A 22852-nucleotide genomic window follows, 5' to 3' on the forward strand; every position below is an offset into this window, starting at 1 on the left:
GTGTTCTTATCCTGGTAGTGGAACCACCTGGAAACAGGGTCCGGGCAGGGGCATGCTGGAGCGCATGACGACCACGGCGCACGAGACGTCGCCCCGCGGGCCCGAAGCGCAGCCCGTGCCCGTTGACACCGACGTGCGCCGGCACGAGCTGGCTGCCTTCCTGCGCAGCCGCCGGGAGCGGATCGCCCCCGAGCAGGTCGGGCTGCCCCGGGGCCGTCGGCGCCGCACCCCCGGACTGCGCCGGGAGGAGGTCGCCCAGCTCTCCGCGGTGGGCGTCACCTGGTACACGTGGCTGGAGCAGGCCCGGGACATCCAGGTCTCCGTGCAGGTCCTCGACGCGCTGGCCCGCGCGCTGCTGCTCGACCCGAGCGAACGCGCACACCTCTTCCAGCTCGCCGGTGCCGCCGATCCGGCCCCGGCGACCACCTGCCCCTCGGTCACACCGGCGATGCGGGCCCTGCTGGAGCAGGTGGAGCCGTTCCCGGCGTGCCTGCAGAACAGCCGGTACGACATCCTCGCTTTCAACCGCACCTACGGGCTGCTGCTGTGCGACCTGGACGCGGTCCCGCCCGAGGACCGCAACTGCATCGTCCTCTCCTACACCCACCCCGAGTGGCAGTCCTCGATCGTGCACCTGGAGGAGACCCAGCGCCTCATGGCGGCACGCTTCCGCGCGACGATGGCCGGCCATCTCGCCGAGCCCGCCTGGAAGGCGCTCCTCGACCGGCTGCACAGCGAGTCCCCCGCGTTCCGCAAGGCCTGGGACCGCCACGAGGTGGTCGCCCACCGCTCCAAGCGCAAGGAGTTCCGCAACCGCCATGTCGGCCGCGTCACCGTCGACCACACGGACCTGTGGCTGACGCCGGGGGCGGGACCGCGGATGGTCACGTACGTCCCGGCGGACGAGGAGTCCCGGCAGCGGCTGGACATGCTCCAGGCGATGGCGCTGAGCAGGGAGACGGACCCTCAGGCCCTCTCCCGGTAGTTCATGAACCAGTGGGTGTCGAAGTAGCGGGCCATCGTGAACCGGTGGTGCGGTTCGGTGAGGATGCGGCAGACGAACTCCGCGGTCCGGTAGGCGAAGGGGACGTCCTCGCCGTCGGAGGACCGCACCACGACGGGCCATCGGTCGGGGTCGTCGCCGTCGGTCCTCCAGCAGTACAGGTCCTCGTGTTCCGTGCCCGCCCAGATGAGCAGGCCCTCGTCCCGGTAGTGCGTCCACGGTTCCTGGTTGAGGCCCAGGTATCCGTCGAAGGCGCCCGCGCCGAACGTCTCCACCATGCGCTTGTAGTCGCCGGGCAGGGCGGTGCCCAGGCGGGACTCCGTCTCCGTCCAGTCCAGGTCCGGCCGCCGGGCGGGCCCGCTCCAGCCGGTGATGCGCGTGAGCCGTTCCATCCAGTCGACGTCGACGTCGACGTCGACGTCGACGTCGATGCCGACGCCGGTGTCGTCGTCGAGGGCGGGCGCCGGGAGCTCCGGCACCTCCCGGGGAGCGACGACCAGCACCGGCCGCTCGATCCCCTCCCCGTCCCGCGCCGTACCCGTGCCGATCCACTGGTCCCCGTACGCCCACGCCCGTATCTTCACGGCCCGGTCCTCGAAGGGGGCGAGGAGGTCCGCGCCCCTGGACTCGTCGACCGTCGGATCGGTGAACCCGTCGAGGACGAGCGTGCGCGGGGCGCCGTACCTGCCCTCGAGCAGGTCGGTCAGGGCCTGTGGGTCCACGTCGACGGGCAGGAGGAGGTGGCCGTTCGCCGGGCCGAGCCGGGCCAGCAGTTCGTTGAGGGTCGCTTGCGTGAGCTCCATGGCGGCAGTGAAGCGGACGGCACTGACAATCACCTGTCGGCGGCCACCAGCACATCGCGCACGTCCGCCGACTCCAGCCTCCGGGCTGCCCGCTCCGCAGTGCCCCTGGCCCACCGGCCGTTGGTCAGCACCCCCAGTGCCAGTACCGCGAAACCGCACACCGCGAGGATCCACCAGCCGGGCCGTGCCGCGGACACGAACGTCTCGCGGTACGGGGACGCGCCGACACCCGAGGCGAGCACCGCGCCCACCACGGCCACGCCCAGCGTCTGGCCCAGTTGCCGGCTCGTGGAGGCGACCGCGGCGGCGACGCCCGCCTGGGCGCGCGGCATGCCGGAGACCGCAGTGTTGGTGATGGGCGCGTTGACGAACCCGAAGCCGATGCCGAAGAGGACGTAGCCGGCGAAGAGCGTGACGTTCGAGGTCTCCGCCTCGAACGCGGCGAACAGGACACCGCTCGTCGTCATCGCCGTGCCCGCGATCAGCAGCGGCAGCCGGGGGCCGCGCGCACCCACGAGGCGTCCCGACAGCGGCGCGCAGAGGAACGTCGGCACCGCCATCGGCAGCATCCACAGGCCCGCCTCCAGCGCGGTCAGACCCCGCACGTTCTGCAGGTACAGCGTCGACAGGAACAGGAAGCCGCCGAGCGCCGCGAACGCGCTGATCGCGATGACCGTCGCCCCGCTGAACGGCGCCGAACGGAAGAAGCGCAGGTCGATCAGCGGTTCCCTGCGGCGCGGCTCGTGGACGAGCAGGCCCAGCAGCGCGGCCAGGGCCACGGCCGCCGGCGGGGCGATCGAGGCGAACGGCGTGCTCGGCGCCTCGATGATCGCGTACGTCAGCGACCCGAACAGCGCGATCACCAGGAGCTGCCCGACGGGGTCGGGGCGGCGGGCCCGGGGCGCGCGGGACTCGGGGACGAAGCGGAGGGTGAGCAGCAGGGCCGCCAGGCCAACGGGCAGATTGATCCAGAAGATGGAGCGCCAGCCGACGGAGTCCACCAGCAGGCCCCCGACCAGCGGACCGGCGGCCATCGATATGCCGACCACCGCGCCCCAGACCCCGATCGCCCGGGCCCGCTCGCGCGGATCGGTGAAGGTGTTGGTGATGATCGACATGGCGACCGGGTTCAGCATCGAGCCGCCCACCGCCTGCACCATCCGGAACGCGATCAGCGCCTCCAGGTTCGGCGCCAGGGAGCACAGCACCGAGCCGACGGTGAACACGACCAGACCCGCCATGAAGACCCGCTTGCGGCCGATCCGGTCGGCCGTGGAGCCCGCGAGCATCAGCAGGGAGGCCAGGACCAGGGTGTATGCGTCGATCGTCCACTGCAGACCCGAGGTGCTCGCGTGCAGGTCCTGCTGCATGGACGGCAGGGCCACGTTCAGGACCGTGTTGTCGAGGCTCACGATCAGCAGGCTCATGCAGCAGATCGCGAGCACCAGCATGCGGCGGCGGTGACGGAGCTCGGGCATGCGCTCCATCGTACGCCGATTTCGATAGTGTGGCTAACTAATGAGTTTTGCCATCTCATTGCACGGCACAATGGAGGCATGTCCACGCCCCTCCAGATCGGTCCGCACACCGTCCGGCCGCCCGTCGTCCTGGCCCCCATGGCCGGGATCACCAACGCGCCCTTCCGCACCCTGTGCAGGGAGTTCAGTGCCGGCAAGGGCCTGTTCGTCAGCGAGATGATCACCACCAGGGCGCTGGTCGAGCGCAACGAGAAGACGATGCAGCTGATCCACTTCGACGCGACGGAGACGCCGCGCTCGATCCAGCTGTACGGCGTGGACCCCGCGACCGTCGGCAAGGCCGTCCGCATGATCGCGGAGGAGGACCTCGCCGACCACATCGACCTGAACTTCGGCTGCCCCGTGCCCAAGGTGACCCGCAAGGGCGGCGGCTCCGCGCTGCCGTACAAGCGGAACCTGCTGCGGGCCATCCTGCGGGAGGCCGTCAGCGGGGCCGGTGATCTGCCGGTGACGATGAAGATGCGCAAGGGCATCGACGACGACCACATCACCTTCCTCGACGCCGGCCGGATCGCCGTCGAGGAAGGCGTCACCGCCATCGCGCTGCACGGCCGCACCGCCGCCCAGCACTACGGCGGCACCGCCGACTGGGACGCCATCGCCCGGCTCAAGGAGCACGTGCCGGAGATCCCGGTGCTCGGCAACGGCGACATCTGGTCCGCCGAGGACGCCCTGCGGATGGTGCGCGAGACCGGCTGCGACGGCGTGGTCGTGGGCCGCGGCTGCCTGGGGCGGCCCTGGCTCTTCTCCGACCTGGTCGCCGCCTTCGAGGGCCGCACCGAGGACATCGCCCGCCCCGCCCTGCGCGAGGTCGCCGACGTCATGGTCCGGCACGCCACGCTGCTCGGCGAGTGGATCGGCGACGAGTCGAAGGGTGTCGTCGACTTCCGCAAGCACGTCGCCTGGTACCTGAAGGGTTTCGCGGTCGGCTCCGAGATGCGCAAGCGTCTCGCGATCACCTCGTCCCTGGAGGAGCTGCGCTCCGGCCTGGACGAGCTGGACCTCGACCAGCCCTGGCCCGCCGGCGCCGACGGGCCCCGCGGCCGCACGTCCGGCAACAACCGCGTGGTGCTGCCGGACGGCTGGCTGAAGGACCCCTACGACTGCGCCGGGGTCGGCGAGGACGCCGAACTCGACACCTCCGGCGGCTGATCAGCCCTTCGAGGGGCGCGGCGTGGAGCCGAACGCCGTCAGGAAGCGGTCACGGAAGGAGCTCATCCTCCACACGGGCGCGTCGCGGTCCGGCCTGAGGCCCTCCGTCCAGTTCCAGCCGGCGACCTTGTCCAGGACCTTCGGATCCTTCGCGACGATCGACACCGGCACGTCCCGGGAGGCGTGGTCGCCGCTGACCCGGGCGATGGGCTGGTGGTCGCCGAGGAACACCAGGACGGTGTCGTCCGTGCCGTAGCGCTCCAGCCACTGGGTGAGGCTGGTGACCGAGTACTGGATGGACTTGCCGTACTCCTCGCGGGACTTGGTGGTGTCGGTGATGATGTCCGACGCCTTGTTGCCGGCCTTCTGGATCGCGTCGAAGACCGAGCCGTCGCCGAGTTCGTCCCAGCCGACCGTCTTCGGGATGGGCGCCCAGGGCTGGTGGCTGGAGGTCAGGATGACGAACGACATCAACGGCTTGTCCCGCTTCTTCCCGTGCACCCGCTGCTGGAACGCCTCCAGCGCGTACTGGTCGGGCATGGTCGACCAGCTGAACTTCGGGCCCTCGTAGCCCAGGTCGAAGGCGTCGTAGAGCTTGTCGAGGCCGTACCACTTCTGCTCCGGCCAGCCCTTCTGCACGCCCGGCATCACACCGACCGTGTCCCAGGCGCCGGTCTTCTGGAAGGCCTTGGTGAGGGTGAGGTGGTCGCCCGCGCTGACCGTGCGGTAGCGCCGCTGGTTGTCGATCCACAGGCCGGACATGGTCGTGGAGTGGCCGAGCCAGCTGCTGCCGCCGTAGGTCGCCGACGTCAGCCACCCGCTGCGGGCGGCGAAACCGGCCTTCTTGAGGGCGGCGGTGCTCGCGTCCAGGGTCCGGTCGACGCCGGGTGCCATGACCGGGTCCTCGATGGCGCTGCGGCCGTAGCTCTCGATGAACGTGAAGACGACGTCCTTGCCGCGCAGGTCCGGCAGCAGCTCACCGGGCGGGGTGTTGCCGAAGGTGTCGGCCTTCGACTGCTCCGCGAACGCCGCCTCGTCCCGCAGTGATTCCACCGTCCGCTGCGCGTGCACCCGGAGGGCCCCCGCGCCCCGCTCGGAGGCGATCGGGCCGCCGAACAAGGTCAGGCCCAGCGCGGAGCAGGTCACCCAGACGACCCCGGCGGCCAGGGCACCCTGCGAGGCCCGCACCCGGTGGCGGGCCAGCACACCGGCGAGCCGGACCGACGCCGCGACCATGACGGCCGCCACGAGCAGCACGAGCACGACCGCGCCGACCGCGGCGGCGGTCGCGACGCCCCCGCCGAGCGTGTCCTCGACGTACGCCTGCGCGTCGGGCAGCAGGTCCCAGTCGAGCGCGGCGTTGAAGCCCCGGCCCAGGTACTCGTTGAACCCCATGTCGAGCAGGTTCACCGTGGTCAGCACGGTGAGGCCGAGCCCGTACAGCACCGCGGCGGCCAGCCGGGGCCGGCGGGGCAGCGCCAGGACGACGACGGCCCCGAGGACCGCCTCCACCGGCATCCGCAGGAAGCTGGCCGCCTTCAGGGCGGGAAGCGTGTCGGGCAGCAGCAGGGCGCCGAGGACCAGGACGGCGGCGAGGGCGGTGGTGCCCGTACGGAGGGTCCGTGCGGCACGGGGGTGGCGGGTGCGCCAGGTGCGCAGACGCGGGCGAAGGGGACCGGGGTTGGTACCCGCGGCGTCCGAGACCGGCCCGCCCACCGCCGCCCCCTCCTCAGGCCCACCCTGCCCCGGCTCCCCTCCGTCCGCCGCGATCTCGGCCTCGTCCGCGACCCCGCGCTCCGCGGCGGCCTCGGTCTCCGCCGCGCCGCCGCCCTCCGCGGTAACTTCGGCCTCGTCCGCGACCCCGCGCTCCGCGGTGGCCTCGGTCTCCGCCGCGCCGCCACCTTCCGCGGCAACTTCGGCCACGGCCGCCGCCCCGCGCTCCGCGGCGACTTCGCCCCCCGCCGCGCCCCCGGCCCCGGCCTCGGCCTCCGCCGTGCCCTCGGCGTCAGCCGTGGTCTCGGCCCTGGCCTCGGGCATGTCGTCACTCGGTTGCGACGACTCGCTGAAGCGTGTGAAGACAGGCACCCGGAGGTCCTTCCCGTGCGGAACAGGTGAGGTGGCGGACCCGGGTGGGGGTGCGGGTCCGCCACCGTTCCGTACGGTGCGTCCACCAGGTGTGTTCAGCCCGCCGGGCCAGCGCTCGGCAAACACCCGGCAAACGGCGGGCCAACCGGTCTCAGACCACGCCGACCGCCGTGAGCAGCGCCAACGGGGCGGACGCCGAACGGGATTCCCGCACGCACGCGTGCGGGTACGGCACCGGCTCCGGGTGGGTGTCGCGGCCGTAGCCGGCGAGCACCTCCGGGAGCCGGTGGCCCGTCGCGGCTGCCGCGTCGACCAGGCCGTGGGCGATCGCGCGGGCCTCGTCGTGCAGCCCGTAGCGGGCCAGGCCCAGGGCGATCAACGCGTTGTCGTGCGGCCAGACCGAGCCGCGGTGGTAGGAGAGCGGGTGGTACGCAGGCTGCCCGGCGGCCAGGGTGCGCACGCCCCACCCGGAGAAGAAGTCCGGTTCCAGGAGCCGCCGGCCGACGAGTTCGCCGTACTCCTTGTCCAGCAGACCCGACCACAGCAGGTGCCCGGCGTCGGAGGCGAGCGCGTCCACCTGGCTGCCGCGGCCGTCGAGCGCGAGAGCCGGGAAGGAGTGCTCCGGCATCCAGAAGTCCCGCTGGAAACGGTCGCGCAGATCGCCGGCCGCCTGCTCCAGCAGGTGCGCGTACGTGGTGTCCTGCCACACCGTGCGGGCGAGTCCCGCCGTGCGGCGCAGGGCGTCGTAGGCGTAACCCTGCGCGCCCGCAGCCGTCACCGGCCCGTGCGGGCGGGTGCCGTCGGCGGAGCAGATGGCGCCGGGGGAGTCCTTCCAGTTCTGGTTGGCGAGGCCGCCCTGGTCGGCGCGGTAGACCAGGTAACCCCGCGAGGTCAGCCCGCCGTGGTCGAGCATCCAGGTGATCGCGGCCCGGGCGTGGCGTTCGAGGCGGCGGGCCGGGCCGGTGTCGCCGGTGTGCTCGGTGTACGCGCCGAGCAGGACCAGGAACAGCGGGGTGGCGTCGACCGAACCGTAGTAGCGGCCGTAGGGGACCTGGCCGAAGTGGGCCAGTTCGCCGTGGCGTACCTCGTGCACGATCTTGCCGGGCTGGGCGATCTCGTCGGTGCCGGTTGAGGTGGCCTGCGTCGCGGCGAGCGCGGGCAGCGTGGCGGCGGCCAGGCCCGGCCGGTAGGGCAGGGCGAACAGCGAGGTCAGCAGGGCGTCCCGGCCCAGCAGGGTCAGGAACCAGGGGGCGCCGGCCGCCGGGACGCGCAGCTCCTCGCCGTCGGGGCCGGTGGCCGGGACCTGGAGGGCGGCGAGGTCGGCGAGGCCCCGGGCGCAGGCAGCGGCCAGCTCGGGCCGGCCGGCCGGGAAGTCCACACCCCGTACGAACTCGTTCTCACGGGCGCGGAGCCGTTCCCGGACGGCGGCGGGGGAGCGGGGGACGCGCAGGGCACGTCGGTCTCCGTGCGGGCGGGCCATGACCCGCAGGGTCAGCTCGGCCGTGCCGTGCGGTGCGAGGTCCAGGGTCCACACCAGGCGGCGGGCACCGGTGCCGGTCTCCTCCACGGCGTCCGGCTGCGGGTCGGCCGTCACGGTCGTGACGGATCGCCACTCGCCGCGCCGGTAGGCGAACTCCACGCCGTACTCGAGGATCCGGCGGGAGCGGACGGCGCCGGCCTTGTTGTAGGTGCGGTGGTCGGAGCGCAGCTCGAACTGGTCGGTGAAATCGGCGTCGGCGGTGACCGCGAGGCGGACCGTCGTCGGCGTGGGACGGTTGCTGGTGACACGCAGTGACTCGACGAACGAGGCGTCATCGACGGCCTGTTCGCGAAAGAGCGTGTACGCGGGCGGCTCGTCGCGGCCGCCGCGCGGGACGAGCACACAGGTCGCCGTGTCCCCGTCGGTCACCGGGGTGAGCGTGTCGGGCACGGCTCCGTCGACGGTGAGCTGCCAGCGGCTCAGGTGCCGCGCGTCCCGTACGAACAGGCCGTCCGGGGCGCTGCCGCCCCGGTAGCCGCTGATGTCGCCGCGGTCGCCGACGGCGGCGAACGTCCGGCCGTGCACGAGCAGATGGTGCCGGTCCGTCATGCTCGGTCCCCTTCCTTGAGCGTCGTGAGGCCGTTCCTGCCCCGTGCGGGCCGGTCGTGCAGCAGGTCGAGCGTGAGCGCGGCGGTCCAGCCGAAACCGGTGACGCCGCAGGCCTGTGCCGTGTACGGGTCGACGTACTCCGCGAAGCCGGAGGCGCCGGCGGTGTGCAGCATGCCCTTGCGCAGGGCGTCGGCCCGGCCGCGCTCGCCGTGCAGCCGCAGGCCCCGCTCCAGCAGCCAGTTGGTGTTGAACCAGGCCGGGCCGCGCCAGTAGCGGTGCGGGTCGAAGGCGTCACCGAGCAGGTCGTAGCTCGGGACCATGCGGGTCGTGCCGCCGAGGCCGAAGTGCGGGCCGCAGACCGTGCGGACGAGGGTGGCCGCGAGGTCGCGCGGCAGGGCGGGCAGCAGCAGCGGGACGAGACCGGAGACGCCGCGCTCGGGGATCAGCTCGCCGGCGCGCACGTCCCGGCACAGGAACATGCCCGCCGACGGCTCCCACAGCCGCTCCACGAGCGTGGCGGTCAGCCGCTCGGCGCGGCCCGGCCGGGCCGGTTCGGCCGCGCCCAGCTCCCGTGCGATCCGGTCCAGGGCGTACTCGGAGGCGATGAGCAGGGCGTTGAACGCCGGGTCCTCGACCACGAAGTCACCGGGCCCGTCGGCGTATCCGCCGTCCCGGTAGTCGGCCGCCAGCCGCACGTACCGTCCGTAGTCCAGATCGGTCGGCCGGTCCTCGGGGATGCCGTGGTCGAGGTCGGCGCGCCGGAAGGAGCGGGCCGGGGCGGGTGTGACGCGGGACAACGGGCGGTCCCAGCTGGGGCTGTTGTCCATACCCTGTTCCCAGGGGTGCACGACGGACACGAGGCCGCCCCCGCCGTGGTCGCGCCGGTGCAGGAGGTAGTCGTGCCAGGCGGCCAGCCGGGGGTGGGCCCGGGCGAGGAAGCCGCGCGCCCTGGACAGGCCCGGGTCCGCGAGGTGCACCAGCCACGCGGCCAGGGCGTGGACCGGTGGCTGCACGATGCCGGAGGTCTCCACGCCGCGCGGGGCACCGGCGGCGCGCCCGGCGGACGAGGAGCGCCAGAAGTCGGGGCTCGGGAAGTACGCGTCGAGGGGGACGGAGGGGTTGAAGACGATGTGCGGGATCCGCCCGTCCGCCCACTGGGCCGCCAGCAGCGTCTCCAGCTCCGTCTGCGCCCGTAACGGCGAGAGGTGCCGCAGGCCGATCGCGATGAACGCCGAGTCCCACGACCACTGGTGCGGATACAGACTGCGCGAGGGCACCGTCGACGCCCCCGTCCAGCCGGCCTCCAGCACTGCGGCGGCCCTGGTGTGCAGGGGCGGCGCGGAGGCGGCCGGATCGTATGCGACGGTGCGTCCTGGGGGACGTGGGGCGCGTTGGGCGGTGCGGTCCACTCGGGGCTCTCCGAAAAGACGTCCGGCCGGCCGGTTCGGCTGCGGCTACCGTGGGGTTACGTCTATTTAACACGCAAAACCCACTATGTAAGGCAAGGTTGGGAAACACAAGGGGGTGTGCATGACCGGACAGGCCGGGAGAACCGGACGAGGCGCGGGTCAGGCGAGCGCCGGCGATCTGCTCGAACTGGTGCGCAGTCGCCGCGCCGTGACCCGGGGCGCGCTGCAGCGGGCGACCGGACTGTCCCGGGCGACCGTCGGGCAGCGGCTGGACCGGCTCTTCCGTGCGGGCTGGCTGCGCGAGGGCGCCGGGGGGCCGGTGGACTCGCCGCTGGGCGGACGGCCCTCCATCACGTTGGAGTTCGACGACGAGCACGCGGTCGTCCTCGCGGGCGACCTCGACACCCGGCACGCCAGGGCGGCCGTGCTGTCGCTGAGCGGCGAGATCCTCGCCGAGCACTCGGGCACCCTCGTCATCGAGGACGGGCCGGACGCGGTCCTCGGCGAACTCGGCCGCTGGTTCGCCGAGTTGCTGGAGAAGACCGGGTGCGGGGCCGCGGCGGTCTGCGGGGTCGGGCTCGCGGTGCCCGGCCCGGTCGACACCGAGACCGGCCGTGTCGTCCAGCCGCCGATCATGCCCGGCTGGGACGGCTACGACATAACGGGCCGGCTGGCCCGGGCGCTCGCCGAGCACGCGGGGGCCGCCGGGGTGCCGGTCCTGGTGGACAACGACGCCAACCTCATGGCGTACGGCGAACAGCGCGCCGGCTACCCCGACTGCTCCCCCTTCGTGCTGGTCAAGGTCTCCACCGGCATCGGCGCCGGGGTCGTGGTGGACGGCGCGCTGTTCCGGGGGGTCGACGGCGGCGCCGGCGACATCGGGCACATCCGGGTGCCGGAGGGCGCCGAGACCCTGTGCCGCTGCGGCGCGTACGGCTGCCTGGCCGCCGTCGCGAGCGGTGGCGCGGTGGCGCGGCGGCTGGCGGAGTCCGGGGTGCCGGCGGCCTCCGGCTCCGATGTGCGCGACCTGCTGGCGGCCGGGCACCCGGAGGCGGTCGGACTCGCCCGCCAGGCGGGCCGCCGGGTCGGGGATGTTCTCGCGACCGTCGTGACATTGCTCAACCCCGGCGTCCTGATGATCGCCGGGGATCTGGCCGGAACTCCCTTCCTGACAGGCGTGCGCGAGCTGCTGTACCAGCGGGCGCTGCCCCGCTCCACCGCGCACCTGGACGTGGTGACCGCACGGCTGGGCGAGCGGGCCGCGCTGGTCGGAGCCGGTGCGATGGTCGTCGAGCACCTCTACGCGCCCGAGCGGGTCGAGGAGCGGCTGCGCGCGCTGGGGGTGTGACGGCCGCGTTTCGGTCCCGAGTCGCGTCCGCATGGTGAAATCCGGGCGGCTGTGGCAGCGTGATTCTCGCCACCCCTGATAAGGGTTGCGCTCAGATGAGCGGATCTTGAGCGGCTGCACTTCTCCAAGGTGTGGCACTGAGTGCCACGCTTTGATCGTTCATCGAGCGAAATCAAATGTGCGGAAACTCCGCTCACATGAGCGCTCAGCGGGGTTCAGGGAGGTTCTTGCGTTCAAGAAGTGAAAACATGCGGCTGCGATCGCTTGCCCAGCCTTGACTTTCGATCCGCTGGCGGACGAGTGGTTACAGGCGCATGACGCACGAGTGGACGTACCCAGACGCCTTTGATCTGGGTATGTTCCTCGCCGTCAGGGCAGCCACCGCGTCCTCGAGGAGTCGAGACCCGTGTCGGAAAACAAAGATCTCCCGGTAGCCGAGCAGGCCGCGAGCGTTGAGGGCGTGAAGTTCGTCTACGACTTCACCGAGGGCAACAAGGACCTCAAGGACCTCCTCGGTGGCAAGGGCGCGAACCTCGCCGAGATGACGAACCTGGGCCTTCCGGTCCCTCCCGGCTTCACCATCACCACCGAGGCCTGCAAGGTCTACCTGGAGAGCGGCGAGGAGCCCGCGGCCCTGCGTGACGAGGTGACCGCACACCTCGACGCCCTTCAGGCCCGCATGGGCAAGAAGCTCGGCCAGGCCGACGACCCGCTGCTGGTCTCGGTGCGCTCGGGCGCCAAGTTCTCCATGCCCGGGATGATGGACACCGTCCTCAACATCGGCCTCTCCGACAAGTCGGTCCAGGGCCTCGCCAAGCAGGCCGGCGACGACCGGTTCGCGTGGGACTCCTACCGCCGCCTCATCCAGATGTTCGGCAAGACCGTCCTGGGCGTCGACGGCGAGCTCTTCGAGGACGCACTGGACGCGGCCAAGGCGGCCAAGAAGGTCACCGTCGACACCGAGCTGGAGGCCGCCGACCTCAAGAAGCTCGTCACCAAGTTCAAGAAGATCGTCAAGACCGAGGCCGGCCGGGACTTCCCGCAGGACCCGCGCGAGCAGATGGACCTCGCCATCCACGCGGTCTTCGACTCCTGGAACACCGACCGGGCCAAGCTCTACCGCCGCCAGGAGCGCATCCCCGGCGACCTCGGCACCGCGGTCAACGTCTGCTCCATGGTCTTCGGCAACCTCGGCCCCGACTCCGGCACCGGTGTCGCCTTCACCCGCGACCCCGCCTCCGGCCACCAGGGCGTCTACGGCGACTACCTCCAGAACGCGCAGGGCGAGGATGTCGTCGCGGGCATCCGCAACACCGTGCCGCTCGCCGAGCTGGAGCAGATCGACAAGAAGTCGTACGACCAGCTGATGCAGATCATGGAGACGCTGGAGAACCACTACAAGGACCTCTGTGACATCGAGTTCACCATCGAGCGCGGTGTGCTGTGGATGCTCCAGACCCGCGTCGGCAAGCGCACTGCGGGTGCGGCCTTCCGCATCGCGACCCAGCTGGTGGACCAGGGCCTGATCGACGAGGCCGAGGCCCTCACCCGCGTCAACGGCGCCCAGCTCGCCCAGCTGATGTTCCCGCGCTTCGACGAGGACGCGAAGGTCTCGCAGGTCGGCCGGGGCATCGCCGCCTCCCCGGGCGCGGCCGTCGGCAAGGCCGTCTTCGACTCCTACACGGCCGTCAAGTGGTCGCGTTCCGGCGAGAAGGTCATCCTGATCCGCCGTGAGACCAACCCTGACGACCTGGACGGCATGATCGCCGCCGAGGGCATCCTGACCTCCCGCGGCGGCAAGACCTCCCACGCGGCCGTCGTCGCCCGCGGCATGGGCAAGACCTGTGTCTGCGGCGCCGAGGAGCTGGAGGTCGACACCAAGCGCCGCCGGATGACCGTCCCGGGCGGGCACGTCGTCGAGGAGGGCGACGTCGTCTCCATCGACGGCTCCTCCGGCAAGGTCTACCTCGGTGAGGTACCTGTCGTGCCGTCGCCGGTCGTGGAGTACTTCGAGGGCCGGATGCACCCGGGCGCCGACGACGCCGACGAGCTGGTCGAGGCCGTCCACCGGATGATGGCCTTCGCCGACCGCAAGCGCCGCCTGCGGGTGCGCGCCAACGCCGACAACGCCGAGGACGCGCTGCGCGCCCGCCGCTTCGGCGCCCAGGGCATCGGCCTGTGCCGCACCGAGCACATGTTCCTCGGTGACCGGCGCGAGCTGGTGGAGCGGCTGATCCTGGCCGACACGGACGCCGAGCGCGAGGAGTCCCTCAAGCAGCTGCTGCCGCTGCAGAAGCAGGACTTCGTCCAGCTCTTCGAGTCGATGGACGGCCTCCCGGTCACCATCCGCCTCCTCGACCCGCCGCTGCACGAGTTCCTCCCGGACATCACCGAGCTGTCGGTCCGCGTGGCCCTCGCCGAGTCCCGCCAGGAGCCGCACGAGAACGAACTGCGCCTGCTCCAGGCGGTCCACCGCCTGCACGAGCAGAACCCGATGCTGGGCCTGCGCGGGGTCCGTCTCGGCCTGGTCATCCCCGGCCTGTTCACCATGCAGGTCCGGGCGATCGCCGAGGCCGCCGCCGAGCGCAAGGCCGCCAAGGGCGACCCGCGGGCCGAGATCATGATCCCGCTCGTGGGCACGGTCCAGGAGCTGGAGATCGTCCGCGAGGAGGCCGACGCGGTCATCGCCGAGGTCGAGGCGGCCTCGGGCACGCAGCTGAAGCTGTCCATCGGCACGATGATCGAGCTGCCGCGCGCCGCGCTGACCGCCGGTCAGATCGCCGAGGCCGCGCAGTTCTTCTCCTTCGGCACGAACGACCTCACCCAGACGGTGTGGGGCTTCTCCCGGGACGACGTGGAGGCGAGCTTCTTCACCGCGTACCTGGAGAAGGGCATCTTCGGTGTCTCCCCGTTCGAGACGATCGACAAGGACGGCGTCGGCTCGCTGGTGAAGCTGGCCGCCAAGGCCGGCCGCGAGACCCGGCCCGATCTCAAGCTCGGCGTGTGCGGCGAGCACGGCGGCGACCCGGAGTCGGTCCACTTCTTCCACGAGGTCGGACTCGACTACGTCTCCTGCTCCCCGTTCCGCATCCCGGTGGCCCGCCTGGAGGCGGGCCGGGCGGCGGTCCAGTCCCAGGGCAGCGACCACCGCTGACCCGGGGGTAGAGAACCCGGAGCCGTCGGCGGTCCCCGACCCTCACCGATCGCGGCGGCTCCGGCGCACGAAGAAGAGCGGGGCGGCACCTGTGCGGAGGTACCGCCCCGCTCTCGCGCGTTCGTTCCGCGTTCAAGGCCCGCAGACGGTCACTGCGGCAGGCCGTCCCGCAGGCATACGACCGTGCCGGTGCGCTCCGCGTTCAGCAGGGCGGTGAGGGCGGGCAGCCCGGTCGCCAGCGGCGTGGACTCCAGGTCGGCGAGGGCGAACAGGCCGTGCCGGTCGTGCTCCGAGCTGCGCCGGACGGGCTGACCGGCCGGGAGCCGGCCGCCGTGGAAGTAGAAGTCGATCACCGGCCCCGTCTCCAGCACGTCGGCCCGGTGGTCGTACCCGAGGAAGCGCATGTCGCCCTCCAGGGCGATGCCGGTCTCCTCGTGCAGCTCCCGACGCGCGGCACCGACGGGGTCCTCACCGTGGTCGAGCATGCCGCCCGGCAGCCCCCAGAGCCCCGCGGCGGGCTGGCCCCCGGCGTAGCGCAGCAGCAGGATCCGGTCCTCGGCGTCGAGCAACAGCACGCAGGACGCGACGATGGTCTGCGGCAACGTCTTGACCCACTCGGCGCGCGGCAGCACGAGTGGTACGTCGGTGGCGGGCACGGTCGTGTCCACGGTGAAGTCCCTTCCGTCGGTCGGACAGCCCGCTGCGAACTGCCCAACCGGTGGAACGGCCGTACCCGCGGATGGTCACCGGCGGGTACGGCTCAGATGTCGCAGGCGACCCCGTCGCCATCCCGGTCCAGGTGGGAGGCGTACCCGGGCTCACCCCGGTGGATGGGCGCGGCACCGGCGGCCCGGACCTCGCTGCAGTTGCCGTAGTACACGTCCCCACCGCCCCCTGAGCCTCCCGAGCCGCCGTCGTCGGACCCGCCGTCCGCCGCCGGCTGTGCGGTGACCGTGGTGGTGACCTTGACGGTCTTCGTGGCGGTGACGGTGGGAGCGGGCTTCGGCTCCTTGGCGGGCGGCGTCGCGGTGGCCGTGGTCGTCGCGGTGACCGTGACGGTCGGCCGGGGCTCGGCGGACGCGGGCTTCGCGTCGTCGGTGCTCTCCCCGCCGCCCGTGCCGATGCCGATGCCGAGGAACAGGGCGAGTCCGAGCGCGGGCAGGGCATAGCGCTTCCGGGCCCACCGGGGCGCCGGTCCGCCGGGCTGCGGCAGCGGCGGTGCGGGGTACGGGCCGGTGTACGGATTGGTCCTGGTCATCCCCCCAGGGCTGGCACGTGAGGGGACGACCGTAAGACCGGATGGCCGGGCGTGAGGGACAGGTGACCAACTTGTGATGGTCATGTGAAGCCGGGTCGGTTGGCTACGAGCGGAACGGGCCCGTCACCTCGTAGGTGATGCCGCCCGAGGAACTGCCGCTGGTGCCGCGCTGGCTGGAGAAGTACAGGCGGGTGCCGTCCGGGGAGAAGGCCGGGCCGGTGATCTCCGAGGCGGACTGGCCGTCGACGCGCAGGAACGAGGCGACGACGTCGTCCGGGGTGATCACGCAGATCTCCATGTTGCCGCCGTCCTCGGCGACGAAGAGGTCGCCGGAAGAGGTGCCGGTGATGTTGTCGACACCGGTGAGCGGGGCCGTGCCGTTGACGAGGGAGTCGTCGTAGGCCAGTTCGTAGGTGTGGGTGAGGAGGTTGAGCTGCCAGACGCGGTTGTCGCCCTTGGTGGTGAACCAGACGGTGTCGTTCGCGTAGTGGCAGCCCTCGCCGCCGTTGAAGGACTTGGAGCCGGAGACCTGGGAGCGGGTGGCGGTGGGGGAGCCGTCCGGGTCGGGGACGTCGGCCCAGGTGAAGGAGCCGCCGGTGGCGCTGCCCGCGACCATCACCTGGAGCCTGCCGGACGACAGGTCGCCCCAGGCCGTCGGGACGAAGCGGTAGAACCGGCCGTTCGTCTCGTCCTCGGTCAGGTAGATCACCCTGCGCACCGGGTCGGCCGCCGCCGCCTCGTGCTTGAAGCGGCCCATCGCCGCGCGCTGCACCGCCGCGTTCGTGCCCCACGGGTCGGTCTCGTAGACGTAGCCGAGGGACACCTCCTCGCAGGACAGCCAGGTGTTCCACGGCGTCTTGCCGCCCGCGCAGTTCTGGCGGGTGTTGGACAGGACGCGGTACGCGGCCGTGATCGTGCCCGTCGACGAGAACTTCACCGCGCTCGCGCCGCCCGAGGGGTTGATCTCGGAGTTGGAGACATAGATCCAGCCCGTGCCGTCGGCGTAACAGGCGCCGCCGTCCGGGGCGTTGTGCCAGGTGTACGACGTGGCTCCGACCTGCTGGCCCGACCGGGCGATCACCCGGCTCGTGAAGCCGGCGGGGAGTCTGATGCCGTTGGCGTCCGGGGAGCCCAGCGGCCCGTAGGGGCCGGCGCCGGGCTGGGCCGGGGCCGCGTACGCGGCGCCGCGCCACAGGGTTCCGCCCAGAGCGGCCGAGGTGCCGCCGAGGACGGCCGCACGCAGAAGGCTACGACGTTCCACTCTCACTCCAGAGGTGGCGTACCGCCCCGCCGCCGGTCGACGGCAGGGTCGAGCGTGGGGGAGGCACACGGAACGCTAGGGGTGCCGAGTTGACGGGGCGTGGCCAACTCGTGGCCGTAGGGCGGCATGCCGGGTTCCGCCGCCTGCGTGCCCGCGCCACGGCGGCCGGGCCGGGCCGTGTCGTCGGGGGCGTCCCGGAGGCGTGGGGACCCCGGTGGTTACGCCGGCAGCGCCGGTGCCTCCCGCCTCGGCCTCCTCGGGCGGTCGCCGCCCGAGCCGGTGCCGGGCTCGCCCGACGGTCGCGCGGAGGGCAGCCGGATCACCACGTCCAGACCGCCGGTCGCCGCCTCACGCAGGGCCGCCTCGCCGCCGCTGGCGTGGGCCAGGCGCTGCACCAGGGCGAGACCGAGCCCCGTACCGCCCTTGGGGGCGCCCGGGGCGCGCCAGAAACGGTCGAAGGCGCGCATCCGCTGCTCCTCCGTCATGCCCGGGCCCTCGTCGGTGACGTGCAGGTCGACCCAGCGCGGCCGGCCGTCGCGCAACGCCCGCCGGGGAGGGGCCTGGAGCCGCGGCTCGATCGTGACGGTGCTGCCCGCCGGGGACGCCCGCAGGGCGTTGGACAGCAGGTTGTCCAGGATCTGCTCGACGGCCCCCGGCACCGCGAGCACCGGGCCCGTGCTTCCCGCGAAGAGCACGAGGGAGACACCCTCCCGCTCGAACAGGGGCTGCCACGTCCGGTGCCGTTCCGCGCAGACCGCCCCCAGGTCGACACCGGCGGGGATCGCCGCGTGCTCCTCCAGCCGGGCCATGGCCAGCAGGTGCTCGACCATTCGGGCCAGCCGGTCCGTCTCGGTGACGGCGGCGGTGAGGCTGCCCCGGGCCCGGGCGGCGATGTCCGGCTCCAGGTTCTCCAGGCGCAGCCGCAACGCCGCCAGGGGTGTCTTCAGCTGGTGCGAGGCCTCGCCCGCGAACGCCCGCTGGGACGCCAGCAGATGGGCGAGCCGGGCGGCGGTGTGGTTGAACGCGGCGGCCAGACTGCGTACCTCCGGCGGCCCCTTGGTGACCGTCACCGGAGTGAACCGGCCGCCGCCCTCGGCCAACTCGTGTGTCGCGTCCTCCAGTTCCCGGATGGGGCGGCCGGCCCAGCGGGCGAAGGCGAAGCCGACCCCGGCCACCGCGGTCAGCACGGCCAGTCCGCCCAGGGCGAGCAGCAGCCACACGTGGTGGACGCGCTCGTGCACCGTCCGGGTGGGCACCGTCAGCCACACGGCGCCCACCGGCCGTGTCCCCTGGCCGACCGGCGCGGCCACCGACAGATACTCCACACCGCCGATCCTCGACGTGCGCACGTCCACGGTCGAGGCGCCCCGCAGCGCCGCCGAGATGCCCGGCCGGGCGGCCAGTGAGCCGGACATCTCGACGTCCAGCGGGTGCGAGGTGGCGAGCGGCGTGCCGGAGGCGTCGACGACCACCACCTTGCCGCCGATGCGCTCCGCACAGTGCGCCACCCGCGCGGGCAGGTCCTGCGCCGCCCGGCCCGCCGCGAGGGACAGCGCGGCGTACGCGGAGACCGACTCGGCCTCGTCCTTCGCCGCGTTGACGACCCGCTCCCGCTCACCGCGCGAGTAGACGAAGCCCAGCGGGATCTCCAGGCAGACCAGCACCAGCGCCGCGAGGCTGAGATAGCTGAGCAGCAGCCGGCGGGTCACGGAGAGGCCACCTGCGCGGCGGGCGACGTGTGCACGGACAGCCGGAAGCCGACGCCCCGCAGCGTCCTGATCCACGCCGGGTGCCCCAACTTGCGTCGCAGTGCGGCCACATGGACGTCCAGGGTCTTGGTCGGGCCGTCGTAGTGGGGGTCCCAGACGCGGTCGAGGATCTGCTGCCGCGAGTAGACCGCGCCCGGATCCTCACTGAGCAGCGCCAGCAGGTCGAACTCCTTGGGCGTGAGCGGGACGGGGGCGCCACCCACCCAGACCTGGCGGGTACGGCGGTCCACGACGAGCGGGCCCGGGTCGTGCGGCGGGTCCGGGGAGCGGTCGTACGAGGTGGCCGCCGGGGGCTCGTAGGACAGCGCCGGGGCCGGTTCGTGGGCGGGGGCCGGAGCCGGTTCGTAGGGCGGCGGCTCGGGGACGGCCCGCGTGCCCGGCGTCTCCGGGAAGGCCTGCGGTGCCTGGGGGGCGCGGAGCGTGCGGCGGGTCACGGCGCGCACGCGGGCGACCAGTTCCCGCACGCTGAAAGGTTTCGCCAGGTAGTCGTCGGCACCCAGCTCCAGCCCCAGCACGCGGTCGGCCTCCTCGCCGCGCGCGCTGAGGATGACGATGGGTACGTCCGAGACCTGCCGGATGCCGCGGCAGACGTCGATGCCGTCCATGTCCGGCAGCCCCAGGTCGAGCAGGACGACGTCGTTGTACGGCCCCCGCAGGCCGTCCGTCCCGGTGGCGACGTGGTCGACCGCCAGCCCGAAGTGGCCGAGCCCTTCGGTGAGCGGCTCGGCGATCGTCTCGTCGTCTTCGATGAGCAGCACTCGTAGGCCCATGGGTCCTGTCTCTCCGTGAAACCGGCATGAAATCCGGGCAGCGTCAATTCGCATTCCCTGCCGCGGAGTCCACACGCTACAAGAAGACGCCGGATCTGGGAATGAGGGCAAGGAATGTTCAATTGATGTCCGGGTGCTGGACTTTACTTAACCTTCCTCTGTAGGTCGGCGGTCTACGGTGGGGTGCATCGGATGAACACCCAGCTCAGGAGAGTGTTTTGAAGGCTTTGCTGGAGCGTGCCCGTGCGTTCAGGACACGCGTAGATTTCGACAGCGACGAATTTCGGAAACTGGCTGAAGGGCAATATCCGGAGGTTCTTTTCGTCACCTGCTCGGACTCGCGTGTCATACCCGCGATGATCACGGCCGCGCGACCCGGGGAGATATTCGAGCTCCGGAACGCGGGCAATATCGTGCCGCCTTACGGGTGGCCCGGGGCCTGTGGAGAGGCGGCCACCATCGAGTACGCACTGGAGGTGCTCGGGGTTCAGGACATCGTGGTGTGCGGTCACTCACACTGCGGTGCGATGGGTGCGCTGAAGTCCGGCGACGACCTGTCGGCGCTGCCCGGTGTGGACGCCTGGCTCCGCATCGCCAGCCCCGAGCTGACCTCGGTCCTCCGGACCGCGCCGGACGACCCGTCCCTGCCGGAGGTCTCCCAGAGCAACGTCGTCAACCAGCTTGCGGCACTGCGGAGTTACCCCGTGGTGCGACAACGCCTCGACTCGGGCCGGCTCCGGCTGCACGGCTGGTACTACGAGGTCGACACCGGCTTCGTGTACGAACTCGGCGACGACGGCGACTTCCGGGTGCACGCCGCGTGAGCGGGGCACACGCGCGGGGGAGGACACGGTCGGGCCCTGGGGGCGGGCGGTCCGGCGGGCTGCCGGGCGGCGAGGGGGGCCGGTGGACGGGCGGCCCGCCGCAGGGGGGTGCCGAATGGGGGGCCGGTGCCGCTGGGGATGCGGTGGGCTGGCCGGGCGGAGACTCGGTGGGGGATCCAGGGGGCTGGCAGGGCGGGGGTTCGGTGGGGGATGCGGGGGACTGGCCGGGTGGGGGGCCCGTGGGGGAATCCGGTGGCTGGTCGGGCAGTTGGGCCGGGAGCGGATCAGGGGGGTATCCGGACCGTGGGCCGGGCGGGGACTTCCCCGGCGGCAGCCCGGACGCCGTGGGCCGTGCGGGCGCGGCGGGTGGTCCGGGCACAGCAGGGGGGCCGGGTGCCGTGGGCGGCCCCGGCACCCCTGGCGGTCAGGACGCCGGGGGCGGTGGCGCGCTCGGTGGGGTGATGCGGGCCGTGATGAGCGGCGCCAAGGGCCTGGGCGGTAAAGGCCTTGGCCGTGGGCTCGGTGGGTTCGGTGGGGGCGGTGGCGGCAAGGGGGGAGCCAGGGGGGACCTCGTCACCGACATCACCGCCTCCCTCGTCGTCTTCCTCGTCGCCCTGCCCCTGTGCATCGGTGTCGCCGTCGCCTCCGGCGTCCCCGCCGAGCTCGGGATCATCTCCGGGGTGATCGGCGGTCTGGTCGTGGGCGCGGTCCGCGGCAGCACGCTCCAGGTCAGCGGCCCGGCCGCGGGCCTCGCCGCGCTGGTCGCGGAGACCGTCGCCGAGGTCGGCGTGGCCATGCTCGGCGTGATCGTGCTGTTCGCCGGCATCCTCCAGATCGTCCTGGGACTGGTACGCCTAGGCCGGATGTTCCAGGCCATCTCCGTGGCGGTCGTCCAGGGCATGCTCGCCGGCATCGGCGTCCCGCTGATGTTCAGCCAGGCCTACCCGATGGCCGACGCCAAGGCCCCCGGCACCCCGATCGAGAACATGGCCGGGATCCCCGGGCTGCTGGCCGGCATCCTGACGAACCCGCAGGCGATGATCGCCACTCTGCTCGGCGTCGCCACGATCGTGCTCAGCTTCGTGTGGAAGAAGGTGCCGGGACCGGCCGGGAAGATTCCCGCAGCCCTGGTCGCCGTGGGTGTCGGCGTGGTCGTCGCCGCGCTGCCCGGCGTGGAGGTGAAGACGCTCCAGGTGGGGAATCTGCTCGACTCGGTGCGGGTGCCGGGCGCGGAGCAGTTCGCGGGACTCGCCGACGGGACGATCATCACCGCCATCCTCACCTTCACGGTCATCGCGTCCGCGGAGAGCCTCTTCACTGCCGCGGCCGTGGACCGCATGCACAGCGGTCCCCGCACCCGTTACAACACCGAGCTGATCGCGCAGGGCGCCGGCAACACCGTCGCGGGCATCCTCGGCGCGCTCCCCGTCACCGCGGTGGTGGCGCGCAGTTCCGCCAACGTCCAGGCCGGGGCCAAGACCCGGCTCTCCCGCACCCTGCACGGCCTGTGGCTGCTCGCGTTCGCGCTGCTGCTGCCTCAGGTGCTCGCGCTGATCCCGATCTCGGTGCTGGCCGGTGTCCTCGTGCACAGCGGCTGGAAGCTGTTCGGGCCCGCGGAGTTCCCGAAGATGTGGCGGCAGGACAGGGGCGAGTTCGCGGTAATGACGCTGACCATGCTGGTCATCGTGGCGACCGCGCTGCTGGAGGGCGTGCTGTTCGGCCTCGCCGCGGGGATCGTGCTGGCCGCGCTGCGCATGTCGCAGACGGTGGTCCGCCAGCACGTCGAGCAGGACACGGCGAAGGTCGTCATGGCGGGCAACGCCACGTTCCTGCGGCTGCCGAAGGTGATCGACGCGCTGGAGGCGGCCGCCGCGTCCGGGAAACCCCGGATCCGCCTCGATCTGACCGGCGTGACCCACCTGGACCACGCCTGCCGCAACCAGGTCGAGGAGTTCACCGCGCAGCAGCGGGGGCTGGGGCTGCGCGTGGAACTGCTGTTGCCGGGGGAGGCGGCACCCGCCGTTTCCGAGGCATCCGTCTTCGAGGCTCCCGCGGCGGCGCCGCTGCCGAGGCGCCCGGTGCCCACGTCGGGGGAGGCGACGGCCGAAGCGCCGCCCTGGCCCACCGCCGATGCCGAGTGGTTCTACCTCGACACCCGGCCGCTGCCGGAGGAGCAGGCGCGTTCGCCCCTCGTGGGCTGACCCACGCGCTGCCGGACATGCCGTCATGCCGGACCAGCCGTGAGGCCGGACATGCCGCGGTGGGGGGGGGGCCCCCCCCCGGGGGGCCCCCCCCCCGGGGGGGGGGGGGGGGGGGGGGGGGGGGGGGGGCGCCGGCGGGGGGGGGGGGGCGCCGCCCCCCCCCCCCCCGCCCCCCCCCCCCCCCCCCC

General features: G+C 72.6%; 16 protein-coding genes. 6 read left to right on the forward strand and 10 right to left on the reverse strand.

Annotated features, from left to right (window positions below; all coding sequences use genetic code 11):
• Nucleotides 1-64: 64 nt before the first annotated feature.
• The gene (locus tag ACIQU3_RS07855) at nt 65-985 is read left to right on the forward strand and encodes a helix-turn-helix domain-containing protein (protein ID WP_403923892.1); all 921 of its coding nucleotides are present in this window, start codon (nt 65-67) and stop codon (nt 983-985) included.
• Here ACIQU3_RS07855 and ACIQU3_RS07860 read toward each other — a convergent pair.
• Together ACIQU3_RS07860 and ACIQU3_RS07865 are read right to left on the reverse strand one after the other, a co-directional pair.
• Nucleotides 967-1806 (reverse strand): hypothetical protein, encoded by an 840-nt coding sequence (locus ACIQU3_RS07860; protein ID WP_403923895.1) that lies wholly within the window; start codon nt 1804-1806, stop codon nt 967-969. The genes ACIQU3_RS07855 and ACIQU3_RS07860 overlap by 19 nt on opposite strands.
• 29 nt (nt 1807-1835) lie before the next feature.
• A complete protein-coding gene (locus tag ACIQU3_RS07865; protein WP_403923898.1) occupies nt 1836-3284 on the reverse strand; it encodes an MFS transporter in 1449 nt (482 codons plus the stop codon).
• A 78-nt stretch (nt 3285-3362) separates the two neighbouring features.
• Between ACIQU3_RS07865 and dusB the strand changes: the two genes are divergently transcribed.
• Complete coding sequence (dusB, locus tag ACIQU3_RS07870; RefSeq protein ID WP_403725691.1) at nt 3363-4496, forward strand: tRNA dihydrouridine synthase DusB; 1134 nt, start codon at nt 3363-3365, stop codon at nt 4494-4496.
• On the opposite strand, the gene ACIQU3_RS07875 is transcribed toward dusB, so the two are convergent.
• From ACIQU3_RS07875 to ACIQU3_RS07885, 3 genes are all read right to left on the reverse strand, one after another.
• A complete protein-coding gene (locus ACIQU3_RS07875) occupies nt 4497-6581 on the reverse strand; it encodes a sulfatase-like hydrolase/transferase (RefSeq protein WP_403923901.1) in 2085 nt (694 codons plus the stop codon).
• A gap of 151 nt (nt 6582-6732) precedes the next feature.
• Nucleotides 6733-8670 carry a glycogen debranching N-terminal domain-containing protein gene (locus ACIQU3_RS07880; RefSeq protein ID WP_403923904.1) on the reverse strand — a complete coding sequence of 646 codons (1938 nt, stop codon included), beginning with the start codon at nt 8668-8670 and terminating at the stop codon, nt 6733-6735.
• Nucleotides 8667-10079, reverse strand: a complete 1413-nt coding sequence (locus ACIQU3_RS07885; protein ID WP_403725682.1) for an MGH1-like glycoside hydrolase domain-containing protein — start codon at nt 10077-10079, stop codon at nt 8667-8669. The genes ACIQU3_RS07880 and ACIQU3_RS07885 overlap by 4 nt, the downstream gene beginning before the upstream one ends.
• A gap of 121 nt (nt 10080-10200) precedes the next feature.
• Between ACIQU3_RS07885 and ACIQU3_RS07890 the strand changes: the two genes are divergently transcribed.
• Together ACIQU3_RS07890 and ppdK are read left to right on the forward strand one after the other, a co-directional pair.
• A complete protein-coding gene (locus ACIQU3_RS07890) occupies nt 10201-11427 on the forward strand; it encodes an ROK family protein (RefSeq protein WP_403923907.1) in 1227 nt (408 codons plus the stop codon).
• 406 nt (nt 11428-11833) lie between these two features.
• A complete protein-coding gene (gene ppdK, locus ACIQU3_RS07895) occupies nt 11834-14581 on the forward strand; it encodes a pyruvate, phosphate dikinase (RefSeq protein WP_403725677.1) in 2748 nt (915 codons plus the stop codon).
• 149 nt (nt 14582-14730) lie between these two features.
• On the opposite strand, the gene ACIQU3_RS07900 is transcribed toward ppdK, so the two are convergent.
• The 5 genes from ACIQU3_RS07900 to ACIQU3_RS07920 all read right to left on the reverse strand — a co-directional run bounded on the left by ACIQU3_RS07900 (nt 14731) and on the right by ACIQU3_RS07920 (nt 19639).
• Nucleotides 14731-15249 (reverse strand): NUDIX hydrolase, encoded by a 519-nt coding sequence (locus ACIQU3_RS07900; RefSeq protein ID WP_403725675.1) that lies wholly within the window; start codon nt 15247-15249, stop codon nt 14731-14733.
• Nucleotides 15250-15341: 92 nt separating this feature from the next.
• Complete coding sequence (locus ACIQU3_RS07905; protein ID WP_403923909.1) at nt 15342-15839, reverse strand: excalibur calcium-binding domain-containing protein; 498 nt, start codon at nt 15837-15839, stop codon at nt 15342-15344.
• A 103-nt stretch (nt 15840-15942) separates the two neighbouring features.
• A complete protein-coding gene (locus tag ACIQU3_RS07910) occupies nt 15943-17100 on the reverse strand; it encodes an alkaline phosphatase PhoX (RefSeq protein ID WP_403923911.1) in 1158 nt (385 codons plus the stop codon).
• 218 nt (nt 17101-17318) lie between these two features.
• Nucleotides 17319-18809 (reverse strand): sensor histidine kinase, encoded by a 1491-nt coding sequence (locus tag ACIQU3_RS07915; RefSeq protein ID WP_403725667.1) that lies wholly within the window; start codon nt 18807-18809, stop codon nt 17319-17321.
• Nucleotides 18806-19639, reverse strand: coding sequence for a response regulator transcription factor (locus ACIQU3_RS07920; protein ID WP_403725664.1), 834 nt, complete (start codon nt 19637-19639; stop codon nt 18806-18808). Before ACIQU3_RS07920 ends, ACIQU3_RS07915 begins: the two co-directional genes overlap by 4 nt.
• Nucleotides 19640-19857: 218 nt before the next feature.
• Here ACIQU3_RS07920 and ACIQU3_RS07925 point away from each other — a divergent pair, with 218 nt between their 5' ends.
• Nucleotides 19858-20463 (forward strand): carbonic anhydrase, encoded by a 606-nt coding sequence (locus tag ACIQU3_RS07925; RefSeq protein ID WP_403725660.1) that lies wholly within the window; start codon nt 19858-19860, stop codon nt 20461-20463.
• Nucleotides 20464-20861: 398 nt separating this feature from the next.
• Nucleotides 20862-22664: a SulP family inorganic anion transporter gene (locus tag ACIQU3_RS07930; RefSeq protein WP_403923913.1), complete on the forward strand. Its 1803-nt coding sequence runs from the start codon at nt 20862-20864 to the stop codon at nt 22662-22664.
• Nucleotides 22665-22852 lie beyond the last annotated feature (188 nt).

The organism is Streptomyces sp. NPDC101110 (genome assembly GCF_044759525.1).
GTDB lineage: Bacteria > Actinomycetota > Actinomycetes > Streptomycetales > Streptomycetaceae > Streptomyces.